Source organism: Klebsiella sp. CN_Kp104 (genome assembly GCF_040064515.1).
Classification (GTDB): Bacteria; Pseudomonadota; Gammaproteobacteria; order Enterobacterales; family Enterobacteriaceae; genus Klebsiella; species Klebsiella aerogenes.
Map to the genome: position 1 here is coordinate 62,537 of NZ_JBEAII010000028.1, position 12,440 is coordinate 74,976.

At 52.9% G+C, this 12,440-nt stretch carries 13 protein-coding genes, 1 pseudogene and 1 riboswitch; of the genes and pseudogenes, 3 read left to right on the forward strand and 11 right to left on the reverse strand.

The window, feature by feature from the left end:
- The first annotated feature begins 9 nt into the window (after positions 1 to 9).
- A riboswitch (yybP-ykoY riboswitch) is annotated at positions 10 to 113 on the forward strand.
- Positions 114 to 220: 107 nt separating this feature from the next.
- Positions 221 to 787 carry a manganese efflux pump MntP gene (gene mntP / locus ABLU80_RS13830; RefSeq protein WP_015366036.1) on the forward strand — a complete coding sequence of 189 codons (567 nt, stop codon included), beginning with the start codon at positions 221 to 223 and terminating at the stop codon, positions 785 to 787.
- 3 nt (positions 788 to 790) lie between these two features.
- Here mntP and rlmA read toward each other — a convergent pair whose 3' ends face one another.
- From rlmA to mgrB, 6 genes are all read right to left on the reverse strand, one after another.
- Complete coding sequence (gene rlmA / locus ABLU80_RS13835) at positions 791 to 1,585, reverse strand: 23S rRNA (guanine(745)-N(1))-methyltransferase (protein WP_020078475.1); 795 nt, start codon at positions 1,583 to 1,585, stop codon at positions 791 to 793.
- A gap of 61 nt (positions 1,586 to 1,646) precedes the next feature.
- Positions 1,647 to 3,392, reverse strand: coding sequence for a peptidoglycan glycosyltransferase FtsI (gene ftsI / locus ABLU80_RS13840; protein ID WP_020078474.1), 1,746 nt, complete (start codon positions 3,390 to 3,392; stop codon positions 1,647 to 1,649).
- A 190-nt stretch (positions 3,393 to 3,582) separates the two neighbouring features.
- Complete coding sequence (gene cspE, locus ABLU80_RS13845; RefSeq protein ID WP_001062678.1) at positions 3,583 to 3,792, reverse strand: transcription antiterminator/RNA stability regulator CspE; 210 nt, start codon at positions 3,790 to 3,792, stop codon at positions 3,583 to 3,585.
- Between the two features lie 40 nt (positions 3,793 to 3,832).
- A complete protein-coding gene (locus ABLU80_RS13850; protein WP_071530300.1) occupies positions 3,833 to 3,949 on the reverse strand; it encodes a DUF2627 domain-containing protein in 117 nt (38 codons plus the stop codon).
- Positions 3,950 to 4,590: 641 nt separating this feature from the next.
- A complete protein-coding gene (locus ABLU80_RS13855; protein WP_015366033.1) occupies positions 4,591 to 4,881 on the reverse strand; it encodes a YebO family protein in 291 nt (96 codons plus the stop codon).
- A gap of 74 nt (positions 4,882 to 4,955) precedes the next feature.
- Complete coding sequence (gene mgrB / locus ABLU80_RS13860; RefSeq protein WP_015366032.1) at positions 4,956 to 5,099, reverse strand: PhoP/PhoQ regulator MgrB; 144 nt, start codon at positions 5,097 to 5,099, stop codon at positions 4,956 to 4,958.
- A 159-nt stretch (positions 5,100 to 5,258) separates the two neighbouring features.
- On the opposite strand from mgrB, the gene ABLU80_RS13865 reads away from it, so the two are divergent.
- Positions 5,259 to 5,498 (forward strand): YobH family protein, encoded by a 240-nt coding sequence (locus ABLU80_RS13865; RefSeq protein WP_015705933.1) that lies wholly within the window; start codon positions 5,259 to 5,261, stop codon positions 5,496 to 5,498.
- A gap of 51 nt (positions 5,499 to 5,549) precedes the next feature.
- Here ABLU80_RS13865 and kdgR read toward each other — a convergent pair whose 3' ends face one another.
- Positions 5,550 to 6,341 carry a DNA-binding transcriptional regulator KdgR gene (kdgR, locus tag ABLU80_RS13870; protein ID WP_015366030.1) on the reverse strand — a complete coding sequence of 264 codons (792 nt, stop codon included), beginning with the start codon at positions 6,339 to 6,341 and terminating at the stop codon, positions 5,550 to 5,552.
- Between the two features lie 177 nt (positions 6,342 to 6,518).
- Here kdgR and ABLU80_RS13875 point away from each other — a divergent pair, with 177 nt between their 5' ends.
- Complete coding sequence (locus ABLU80_RS13875; RefSeq protein ID WP_032714816.1) at positions 6,519 to 7,889, forward strand: MFS transporter; 1,371 nt, start codon at positions 6,519 to 6,521, stop codon at positions 7,887 to 7,889.
- A 70-nt stretch (positions 7,890 to 7,959) separates the two neighbouring features.
- Here the strand turns inward: ABLU80_RS13875 and htpX are convergent, their stop codons facing one another.
- The 4 genes and pseudogenes from htpX to ABLU80_RS13895 form a co-directional block, all read right to left on the reverse strand.
- On the reverse strand, positions 7,960 to 8,844 hold the full coding sequence (gene htpX / locus ABLU80_RS13880; protein ID WP_015366028.1) for a protease HtpX: 885 nt from the start codon (positions 8,842 to 8,844) through the stop codon (positions 7,960 to 7,962).
- 235 nt (positions 8,845 to 9,079) lie between these two features.
- Positions 9,080 to 11,128: a carboxy terminal-processing peptidase gene (prc, locus tag ABLU80_RS13885; protein WP_015705936.1), complete on the reverse strand. Its 2,049-nt coding sequence runs from the start codon at positions 11,126 to 11,128 to the stop codon at positions 9,080 to 9,082.
- 19 nt (positions 11,129 to 11,147) lie between these two features.
- Complete coding sequence (gene proQ / locus ABLU80_RS13890) at positions 11,148 to 11,831, reverse strand: RNA chaperone ProQ (RefSeq protein WP_015366026.1); 684 nt, start codon at positions 11,829 to 11,831, stop codon at positions 11,148 to 11,150.
- Positions 11,832 to 11,912: 81 nt separating this feature from the next.
- Positions 11,913 to 12,426 (reverse strand): annotated as a pseudogene (locus ABLU80_RS13895) (GAF domain-containing protein).
- Positions 12,427 to 12,440 lie beyond the last annotated feature (14 nt).

Below are 12,440 nucleotides of genomic sequence, written 5' to 3' on the forward strand. Positions count from 1 at the left end.
GTTAAGGTTGCGCCCGTCGTTGGGGAGTAGCCGATTTTCCGCAGGTGGAAAATGTACGTGTCAACATACTCGTTGCAAAACGTGGCACGTACGGGTTGAGCGGTCGTTCAATCAGGCGAGACCATAGATACATCACTGCTGTACGTTATGCTCAGGCTCCGCGTATGTTTACTGGGGGCAGCGATGTGTCATATGGATATTCCCCGGTCAGGACACGCTCATGAATATTTCTGCCACTATCCTTCTTGCCTTTGGTATGTCGATGGACGCGTTTGCCGCTTCTATCGGTAAAGGCGCCACCCTGCATAAACCTAAATTTTCTGAAGCGCTGCGCACCGGTCTTATATTCGGCGCGATCGAAACCCTGACGCCGCTGGTCGGCTGGGGGCTGGGCATGTTGGCCAGCCAGTTTGTACTGGAATGGAACCACTGGATCGCTTTCGTGCTGCTGGTGTTTCTCGGTGGGCGTATGGTGATTGAAGGTTTTCGCGGCGGCGATGACGATGAATGTGAAGCGCCGCGTCGCCACGGCTTCTGGTTGCTGGTGACTACCGCATTCGCTACCAGTCTTGACGCGATGGCCGTTGGCGTGGGGCTTGCTTTCCTGCAGGTCAATATTATCGCCACCGCGCTGGCTATCGGCTGCGCCACCTTTACCATGTCAACGCTAGGAATTATGGTTGGCCGCTTTATCGGCCCGCTGCTCGGCAAACGGGCCGAAATTCTCGGCGGTATCGTGCTAATCGGTATCGGCGCGCAGATTCTGTGGGGCCATTTCGCGCCGTAGCCCTTACGCCTCGCGCTGCCAGCAGTGAATCATGAAATCGGTCTGGCAGCCAAAGGTCTCCTGCTGGCGCAGTAATTCTCGTACCTCCGGTTTCGCTCGCCAGGCAAACGGCGTCATCTGCAGTAACGCTTCCGCCTGCGTGCCGCTCAACTGCATCGGATAGGCTAACTGCTGCTCATGACGCAGCGTAAAGCCCGGCATCGCTTCCCGGTTCAGTTCATGCAAACGAACTTCATCGTAGATCAGCCCTTTCAGCTCCATCAGATGGCGCGGTCCCGGCGTGGCGGTAATCACCCAACCGCCTGCTTTTACTACACGCGCTAATTCGTCCGCGTTACAGGGCGCATAAATACGCACCACCGCGTCCAGAGACCGATCGGCAAAAGGCAACCGTTGGCTGGAAGCAACGCAGAATTCGACCTGCGGGTAACGTTTAGCGGCGGCGCGGATCGCCGATTTTGAGACATCGAGGCCGAAACTGCGTGCGGCAATGGCGGCGAAAGCATGCGTGTAGTATCCCTCTCCGCAGCCGATATCCAGCAGCTCGCCCGGCGCGAAAGCCCGCAGATAGCTGCAAATCGCCTCACGCAACGGCTGATAATATCCGCCATCGAGGAAGGCGCGGCGCGCCTGCATCATCTCAGCGCTATCGCCCGGGTCGCGCGAACGTTTGAACTGCACCGGCAGTAAATTGACATACCCTTCCTTTGCCAGATCGAACTGGTGCCGCTGCGGGCAAATATAGCTATTTTCGCTGCGGCTAAGCGGCGCGTGGCATAGTGGACAGGTATAAGACATGATAACTCCGGTGGCGCTGAAAGGGCGAAAGTGTAGCGCTATTCGCCCTCGCAGACCACTGTTACAGCGCGGGAACCGAATCCTCGCGGTTATGCATGACGATAAGATTCTCAGAGCCCTGCGGCATACCGTCGGGCATTACGTTTTCCAGACGCAACACATCGCCCATGATCTGGCTGAACACCGGCGCGGATACCGCCCCGCCATAGTATTTACCGTTGCTGGGGTCGTTTATCACCACCACCAGCGCAAACTTCGGCTGACTGGCCGGCGCCACGCCGGCGGTGTAGGCGACGTATTTATCGATGTATTTCCCGTCGGGGCCAATTTTCTTCGCCGTGCCGGTTTTCACCGCGATACGATAATCGCGTACCGCCGCTTTCGTCCCGCCCCCACCCGGCAGCGCCACGCTCTCCATCATATGTTCCACTTCATGCACGATCTCCTGTGGCATAACTCGCGTACCGATAACCGGCGGATCGATACGGGTTATCGACAGTGGGCGTTCAATGCCGTAGCCGCCGATCGTCGCATAGACATGCGCCAGCTGCAGCGGGGTTACCATCAGTCCATAGCCAAAGGCGAAGGTGGCGCGATCCAGCTCACCCCAATAACGGCGATGCGGCATTAACCCGGAGCTTTCGCCGGTCAAGCCAAGCCCGGTCGGGTCGCCAAAGCCAAAGGCCTTATAAGTGTCGATCAAGTGTTGCACCGGCATTGCCAGTGAGAGGTGCGAAACCCCGGTATCGCTCGATTTTTGCAAAATACCGGTGAGCGTCAACTCAGGATAATAACCCACATCGCGAATGCGATGACCATCAAGGGTAAAGGGATGGGTATCAACCACGCTATCCGGCTGCACAATCCCCTGCTGCAGCGCGGTCATAATCACCAGCGGTTTGACCGTTGAACCCGGCTCAAAGGTATCGCTGATAGCGCGATTTCGAAAATCATCGAGCTGGGCGCTGTCGCGGTTATTAGGGTTGAAGTCCGGGTAACTGGCCATCGACAGGATTTCGCCGGTATCAATCTTGATTAATACCGCCGCGCCGGATTCCGCCTTATTCCACCGTACGGCATTATCCAACGCATCTTCCGTCACCGTCTGCAGGCGCTCGTCAATACTGAGCTGCAGGTTATGCGCCGGCACAGCGGCCTGCTCGGTAATATTCTCAATCACGTGGCCATGGCGGTCCTTACGCACCAGCCGACGCCCCGGCGTTCCCATGAGCTGTTTGTTAAAGCTTTTTTCAACCCCCTCGATCCCCTGATTATCCACGTTGGTAAAACCCAGCAGGTTCGCCGCGACGTGCCCGGCGGGATAGAAGCGGCGTGATTCATCGCGCAGATAAACGCCCGGCAGGTGTAATTTATCGATCCACTCCGCCTGTTCCGGATTAACCTGACGCGCGAGATAGAGGAATCGGGCATGCGGATGTGACTGCACCCGATGAGAGAGGTCAATAAGATCAATATGCAACGCTTCCGCCATTGCCTGCCAGCGCGGGCCATAGCCGACGCCGCCCTTCTCCAGCATGGTCTGTGGATCTATCCAGATTGCGCTTACGGGCACGCTCACCGCCAGCGGGCGTCCTTCACGATCGCTGATAGTTCCGCGCATTACGGCAATGGGTTCTTCGCGCAGCGAACGCATATCCTCTTGTTTAACCAGATTATCCGGAGAGACGATTTGCAGCCAACCTACCCTCGCCAGCAGAAATCCAAGACATCCCAAAATCGCCACACACAGCAACCCAAAACGGATAGGGAGAAAATTTGTGGCGGACTTACTTTTATTCTTTTGCACCGTAGCTCCAGCATTATTTTGCAACCACCTGATTTAACAGAAAATTGGCAAAACAGACTGCTAAACAGTGCTAATAAGGGTGATGTTTTGCAACAAAGCGCGTCGGAGGGGAAATATTGGAAATACTTTGCAACAGATGCTAAAAAGCCCCGCTATAGCGAGGCTTTCTTACAAGATGAGTGGTCTTGAATCAGATAGCAGTTACGTTAACTGCAGCCGGACCTTTCTGGCCGTCCTGAATTTCGAACTCAACGTTCTGGCCTTCAGCCAGAGTTTTGAAGCCGTTACCCTGGATTGCAGAGAAGTGTACGAACACGTCTTTGCTGCCATCAGCCGGAGTAATGAAGCCAAAACCTTTAGACTCGTTGAACCACTTAACTTGACCTTTAATCTTTGCCATTTGCAAAATTCCTTAAACTGTTTTCTTCACCCGCAGGTGCTTACATAGATAAAACTGACACATAACTGCATGAGGCACTAATATAAGGTTCGGCAGAGAAGCGGTATTCAACGACAACGTGTTTACTCAGGACTTCTTTACTGAAAATGCCACACATAAACAGAACTGTACCTCGTTTAACCCGAAACGTGTTATCACACACAACGTAAATAATGGCAAGCCATTTTTAAACGTGTCACGATCGTTCGCACAAATTATCAGGAAATCATTTGATCGCCTGCACATTTATGCGTCTTTGCCGCGCCTGGCTTATCTTTGCATCGTTACCAAACACACAATAACGTATGCCTGATAAATGCAACTTTTTTACCATAGCTCAACAACTTCTGTTCGTCCAGGTACGTACGTATACGAACTGCCATATTTGAGGGGGTGTTGCGGCATCATCTGCATAATGATGCGCAAATAACTTTAAAGAACAAGAGGAAATCGCCTTAACTCGCCGCGTAGTAGTGTTAATTAAACCCCTAACTCGTTACAGCCCAAATATCCGCTAAAATAGCCCTTAATAATGAAATATTAATGACAAAGTATTGCCGTCAGGCAATAGAAACGTTTCGTTATTACTTTTTTTGATTAGCTCAAAAGATTATTCAATATGTGAAACAGAGCGTGGATGTTTAATTCATTAAACGGTAACGACCGGCCGCGAAATGGGGAATTACATAAGAATAAGTTATAGCAAAATTTTGTAGCACTCACAGGCGCGCACGCGATGTGCACACCTGTTCTTCAAACTTAACGTTCGGCAACGAGACGAATGAAATCGTCGTCGTTTTTCTCCTTCTCATCCGCTGAAGGTTCAGCAACCTCTTCTTTGTGCGGCGCATTGGCTTCACAGAGACGGCGCAGCAGCGCATTTTGCCGCTTTTGTTGATCCAGCAGCGACTGCAGCAGTTCGATTTGCTCATTGCTACGTGAACTGGCGCGATTCACAAAGAACCATAACAGCAGCCCCACCAACAGCAGTACAACGGAAAGCGCCAGAGACGCCAGACTTACAATCCCAGGATTCAGTAACTCACTCATTTCACCACCTCAAAGAGAAGGCGTTCATTCTACCACCCGCGCGGCAGAAGAAAATCCGTCGGCACAAAAATGTCTTACCAGGGGATGAACTTGTTAATAGCGCAAATACCGCTGAAAAATTGCACATCCTGATCGCACATTACGTTAAGCATCTGAGTCCACAGCAGCAAACAACCCGCTATGACAACGATCAGCAAAACCCAGCGTAATTTTTTCACTCCACACTCCGTACCATAATCAGATGTTGCCAGGATAACACGACCTTCTTAAACCGCGGCTAACTGTAATACGAAAGGCAAGTTTAGGAATCATAGACTTGTATCAAATAGTGTTCGTGCCAGAATACACGGCAGGATCATACAAATAACGAGGCAAAAATGCGATTGATCATTCGCTCTATTGTCATACTGGCGATTGTCTGGATTGGCGTATTATTAAGCGGTTATGGCGTGTTAATTGGCAGCAATCAGAATGCTGGCGGGCTGGGACTGCAATGCAAATACCTGACAGCGCAGGGTATCACCACCGCACAATATGTTCATTCTGATAGCGGTATTATCGGTATTACCAACTGCCCTATTCTGCGCAAAAGCGTGAAGGTTATCGACCAGGGTTAAAATGACAGGAGCTACAGGGTAAGGTATTACGCTGTAGCTCATCATTCACTATCAGAACGGGTAACGGTTATAACCCATCTGCTCGGAAATCTTACGCGCCGCAGCGTGCAACATCGCCACATATTCGTGCAAACGTTCTTCAGAGAAACGCAGCGTCGGGAAGGAGATACTCAGGCCGGCAATCACCACGCCGAAGCGATCGAAGACCGGCACCGCAATACAGCGTAATCCTTCTTCCTGCTCCTCATTGTCTTCGCCATAGCCCTGCTCGCGCACCTGGTCCAGCACTTTCAATAGCGCGCTGGTATCAGTAATGGTTCGCTCGGTGCTACGTTTGTACTCGACACCGTCCATGATTTGCTCGACTTCCGCCCGGTCGCGCCACGCCAGCAGCACTTTGCCAATGGCGGTGCTGTACAGCGGATTACGTCGGCCGATACGCGAATACATCCGCAGGTTGTACATGGAATCAATTTTGTGGATGTAAACGATGCTGTCTTCATCCAGCGCGCCGAGGTGAATCGTCTCTTTGGTCAGGCGAGAAATTTCACGCATCTGGATATCCGCGCTGCGGATCAGGTCAACGTTCTGCAACGCCCGCGCGCCAAGCTCGAACAACTTCAACGTTAAAGAATATTTCTCAGACTCGCCTTCCTGTGCGACATAGCCCAGTGACTTCATAGTCTGTAAAAAACGATACACCGTGCTTTTAGACATCATCACACGCTGTGACAATTCGGTGATACCAATCTCACGCTCTTCGCCCAAAGCCTGCAGGATGCCAAAAACTTTTAATACTGAAGAGACAGAATCTGGCTGTTTATCCATATCAGCAGCTGCCATTGTTCACCTCATCGTAACTGTTTTATAAAATTCAGAACTGTTTTTTATTATAAATTCACATTATGACCGTCGCAATCGTTGTTCTGCGAGTTGGTTACAAATCTGCGACTTATGGTTGAATAATCAATGCTAAAATCATTAATCAGAAAATAGTTTCCTCTAAGACTTAAACTTCACATGGAAAAAAAACTTTTGGATGGCCTGCCGGTTCCGCAGCGTTACGGCGCCATTCTGACGATTGTATTAGGCCTGACGATGGCCGTCCTCGACGGCGCTATCGCCAACGTCGCCCTGCCGACTATCGCCACCGACCTGAATGCCTCGCCGGCATCTTCAATCTGGATAGTCAACGCCTATCAAATCGCTATCGTCATCGCCCTGCTGCCACTCTCGTTTCTTGGCGATATGGTTGGCTATCGACGAATCTATAAAATTGGTCTGGTAGTGTTTACCATCACCTCGCTGATTTGCGCTCTCTCCCGAAGTCTCGAGATGTTAACGCTGGCGCGTGTGGCCCAGGGCCTGGGCGGCGCGGCGCTGATGAGCGTCAACACGGCGCTGATTCGCCTTATCTATCCTAAGAGGCAGCTAGGTCGCGGAATGGGCATCAACTCTTTCGTCGTTGCCGTCTCCTCCGCCGCGGGGCCTACCATTGCCGCCGCTATCCTCTCGCTTGCTTCCTGGCAATGGCTGTTTTTAATCAACGTACCGCTGGGGATTATTTCCATCTTCCTCGCCATCCGCTTTTTACCGCCCAACAGCAGCGCCAGCAAGATTACCCGTTTCGATCTGCCGAGCGCGATGATGAACGCCCTCACCTTCGGGCTGCTCATCACGGCGCTCGGCGGCTTTGCCCAGGGGCAATCCGGTTACCTGGTATTGGCCGAGGTCATTGCTATGCTGATTATCGGCTTCTTCTTTGTTCGCCGGCAGCTGCGCATGCCGGTCCCACTGCTGCCGGTTGATTTACTGCGCATTCCAATCTTTTCGCTCTCTATCTGCACCTCGATCTGCTCTTTTTGCGCGCAGATGCTGGCGATGGTTTCCCTGCCCTTTTTCCTGCAAACCGTTATCGGACGCAGCGAAGTAGAGACCGGGTTACTGTTAACGCCGTGGCCGTTGGCGACCATGGTGATGGCCCCTCTGGCGGGTTATTTGATCGAAAAGGTTCATGCCGGGCTGTTGGGGGCAATGGGACTGCTGATCATGGCCTGCGGCCTGTTTGGCCTTGCGCTATTACCCTCTTCACCTTCCGATCTCGATATTATCTGGCGGATGGCGTTGTGCGGCGCAGGTTTCGGACTGTTTCAGTCGCCAAACAACCATACCATTGTCTCCTCTGCGCCAGGCCATCGCAGCGGCGGCGCCAGCGGTATGCTGGGTACCGCACGCTTACTGGGGCAAAGTAGCGGCGCCGCGCTGGTCGCCCTGCTGTTTAACCTGGCAGGCAATAGCGGCACCCACACCGCGCTTCTGCTGGCCGGTTCCCTGGCGGTCATTGCCGCCGCCATCAGCGGTCTACGTGTAACTCAACCGCGCGCCGCCTGATAACGAGCGGCCAAAAAAAATCCGCAGCCGGAAAGCTGCGGATTTTTATTTTCAGCGTCTGCACGGCAGATTATTTCAGGTATTCTCCGCTACGCAGCGCTTCAATACGTTTGTCCAACGGCGGGTGGGTCATGAACAGTTCGCTCATCGATTTCGCTTTACCGTTGATACAGAACGCCATCATGCTGCTGGCTTCCTGCGGTTCATAGCTGGTTTTCAAACGCTGCAATGCAGCAATCATTTTCTCACGACCGACCAGTTTGGCGGAACCTGCATCGGCATGGAATTCACGATAGCGCGAGAACCACATGGTGATGATGCTGGCGAGAATACCGAATACCAGTTCCAGTACGGTAGCGACCGCAAAGTAGATAAGCGGGTTACCGTTGCTGCTTTCACCTTCATCTTCACGGTTACCGCCGAGGAAACCGGCCGCAATCTGCGCGATAACGCGGGAAATAAAGATAACAAAGGTGTTCACTACACCCTGAATCAGCGTCATGGTGACCATGTCGCCATTAGCAATATGGCTGATTTCGTGAGCGATAACGGCTTCCGCTTCGTCACGGCTCATATTCTGCAGCAGACCGGTACTCACGGCGACCAGAGAAGCGTCGCGGCGCGCGCCGGTGGCGAAGGCGTTGATGTCAGGGGCGTGATAAATCGCCACCTGCGGCATGGCGATGCCTGCCTGCTGCGCCTGCTGTGCGACGGTGTTCATCAACCAACGCTCAGTTTCGTTACGCGGCTGTTCGATAACTTCCCCACCAACCGACTTCAGCGCCATCCATTTCGACATCAACAGCGAAACGATCGAGCCGCCAAAACCAAACAGCAGCGCCATGATCAGCAGGCCGGTCATGCTGCTCGACTGGATCCCCGTCAGGCTAAGCACCAGGCCAAACACCACCATGACTGCCAGGTTAGTCAGCAGGAAAAGCGCGATTCGCATCATAATATTCTTTTTACCTCGATTTAACAAAACGCACTATGCGATACCCCATATCGTATGGGTCAGATGCTAATTTTCAACGATCAGACCCCGCTAAGTCACGAGAAAGACACAACTTTACATTTTGTAGCATATCGCTGACACCCCAGGCGAGTGTTGACAATTTTGTTGAATAAAGTCGACAGCCGGATGAGGACAGAAAAAGAAACGGGCACAATCACTTGTGCCCGTTGAGGAGTTATTTGCTAACCGGTGGTTCTACCGGAGGCTGCGCTTTTTCCTGTTGCGCCAGGTCAATCGCGATATGCACGGTTTCATCAAGATACGGATCCGGTTCCTGATAATCCTTCGGCAGATCGTCTATCTTTTTGAGAAGCGGCTTGCCTTCGCGCTTAAGGCGATCGTTTACCCGCGCCAGACGAATCGCATCATCTTCTTCATTCTCTTTCTCACGCTGCGCGTAGTTCAGAGAAACGATATTGCGCTTATCTTTCATGGCGTTAAAGCGCGCAATATCCTTCATGATGTACTGGAATTCCGGATCTTTTGCGATACGGTCTTCATGGCGCTTAAGCAGTTCAGGTTCGAACGGTTTCATATCCCCGGACTTCACGTAGGTCGCCGGATCGATGCTATCCCACGGCAGCGCGTTATCTTCATACTGCTCGCCGGTATCGCGATCTTCTTTACCGGTTGGCATCATGATGTCCGGAGTAACCCCTTTACGCTGAGTGCTGCCGCCGTTAATGCGGTAGAACTTCTGGATGGTGTACTGCACGGAACCTAATGCCGGCCATTCCGGGCGCAGCATCTGATCGTAGATACGGTTCAGCGAACGATACTGCTGAACGGTGCCTTTACCGAAGGTCTGCTCGCCGACGATTAGCGCACGGCCATAGTCCTGCATCGCGGCAGCAAAAATTTCCGATGCTGAAGCGCTGAAGCGATCGACTAAGACCACCAGCGGGCCTTTATAGTAAACCACACCGTCGGTATCGCTATCTTCGCGGACCTTACCGTTGTTATCACGCACCTGTACTACCGGGCCGGATGGGATAAACAGACCAGAAAGCGAAACCGCCTCCGTCAGCGCCCCACCGCCGTTACTGCGCAAATCGATGACGATACTGCTGACGTTCTGTTTTTCCAGCTTCTGCAGTTGTACTTTGACATCATCAGTCAGGCCAACGTAGAAACCCGGGATATCCAGCACGCCGACTTTTTCTTTACCGACGGTTTTGACCGACATCTTAACCGCACGATCTTCAAGACGAATACGTTCGCGGGTCAGAGTAACAATACGGGTTTTCGCCCCTTTGCCCGCTGGCAGAACCTCCAGGCGAACTTTACTGCCCTTCGGTCCTTTGATCAGCGCGACAACATCGTCCAGCCGCCAGCCGATAACATCAACCATGCTCTTACCCGGCTGACCAACGCCGACGATACGGTCGCCAACGCTAATCGCTTTGCTCTTCGCCGCCGGGCCGCCGGCAACCAGTGAATTGATCACCGTGTAGTCGTCGTCCATCTGCAGCACCGCGCCAATACCTTCCAGAGACAAGCTCATTTCAGTATTAAACTGTTCGGTGTTACGCGGGGAGAGATAGTTGGTATGCGGGTCGATTTCGCGGGCGAAAGCGGTCATCGCCAGCGAGAAGACGTCTTCGCTGTTGGTTTGGGCCAGGCGACGAATCGCAAACTTATAACGCCGGGTCAGGGTTTCACGAATTTCTTTATCGTCTTTACCCGCCAGCTTCAGGCTCAGTTCATCGAACTTCACCTTGGCGTCCCACAACGCGTTAAGCTCGGCTTCATCCTTCGGCCACGGCGCCTTGCTGCGATCGAGGTTGAAGTTGTCGTTGCCGGTAAAATTCATCGGACGATCCAGTACCTTCAGGGCGTACTGGTAACGCTCAAAGCGACGCTTCTGCGCGAGGTTGTACAGGTCGTAGAAAACGTCCAGTTTGCCGCTGCGCAGTTCATCGCCGATTTTATTTTTTTGCGCCGCAAACTGAGAAACATCGCTGGCCAACAGCACGTTATGGCTGTAATCCAGCAGATTCAGATAGCGGTCGAAAATCTTTGCCGAAAAGGCGTTGTCGAGATCAAACTGCCGATAATGGGAGCGGGTAAAGCGCGAGGTAACGCGCTCGCTCACCGTCGCGTGCTGCGGCTCTTCTTTCAGCACGGGAATTTGATCGACTCGGGTGATATCGTCCACGGCGAAGGCATGGCCTGCTATTGCTAGCAGGCCCGCAAGCGCGGTGAGCTTAAAAAGTTTGTTCATGCCTGGCCCGGCCTCCGTTTCAGAACACCAGGTGTTCTGCGCGTACAATCATTGACATACCAGAAGTCAGCTGTACACGAACGCCATCTTTGGTGATTTCCACAACGGTGGCGTCCATTGCGTTGTTGCCTGCTTTCACCTTCAGAGCCTGACCGACGCTCAATACAGAGACGTCAGACACCGGGGTAAGACGTTGCTCTTCACGCGGTGCTTTGGCAGCTGCAGGACGCGGCTTACGCTGTTCACTACCTTCTTTACGGCGAGCCTGCGGCTGAGGACGCGGTTTACGCTCGCGGCGTGCACCTTCTTCCTGTTGGCCTGCCGCGGCAGCGGCTTCGCGCTTTTTAGCCTGCTGGCTGGCGCGCTGCGCCTGAACGCGAGCTTTGGCTTCTTCGAGCTGCTGACGGGCGTGAGCAACGTGTTGCTCTTCCAGTTCACCGCACGGGTTGCCGTCGAGATCGACGCGAATCGCTCCCGCTTTCACGCCGTACAGATAACGCCAGCTCGAAGTATAAAGACGTAAGGCAGCGCGCAGTTGGGTTTTGCTGAGATTCATCTCGCCGCCAACTCGCTCTACAAGATCCTGAAAAATACCGATTTTCAGGGGGCGCGCTTCGCCTTCAGCGCTGAAACACTGAGGAAAACGTTCGGCCAGAAACGCGATTACTTCTTTACTGCTATTCAACTTAGGTTGATTTTCCATGAAATTTCCTGATTACAACGGACGTAGCCAACAAGCCGCAGGCATGAACAGGCGTCATTATAATGACGTCATCGCTAAATGCTACGTTATCCGTTGATTATCCTGCGACGTGGGCAAAGATTTTTTGATAATCGGTCGCCGCAATCAGCGTTTCGAGGCGCGAGACCAGCTCTGCAAGCCCCTGTTCGTCTTCTGCGGTGAAGCGGGAATACGCCGTGCTATCGATATCCAGTACGCCGATAATCTGATTATTCACCTGCAACGGAAAGACGATTTCCGAATTGCTGGCGGCGTCACAGGCGATATGGCCATCAAACGCATGGACATCTTCCACGCGCTGGACGCGGTTCTGCGCCACGGCGGAACCGCACACGCCGCGGCCGACCGGAATACGTACACAGGCCAGCTTACCCTGGAACGGCCCCAGCACCAGCGTATCGCCTTCCAGGAGATAAAAACCGGCCCAGTTGACCTCTTCCAGGCGTTCAAACAGTAACGCGCTGGTATTTGAGATCATTGCCAAAAAACTGGTTTCGCCTGCCATAAGCGCCTGAAAATCGCGGTTCAGATCCGCGTAGAATTCTGTTTTGTTCATTTTTTAATCACTTA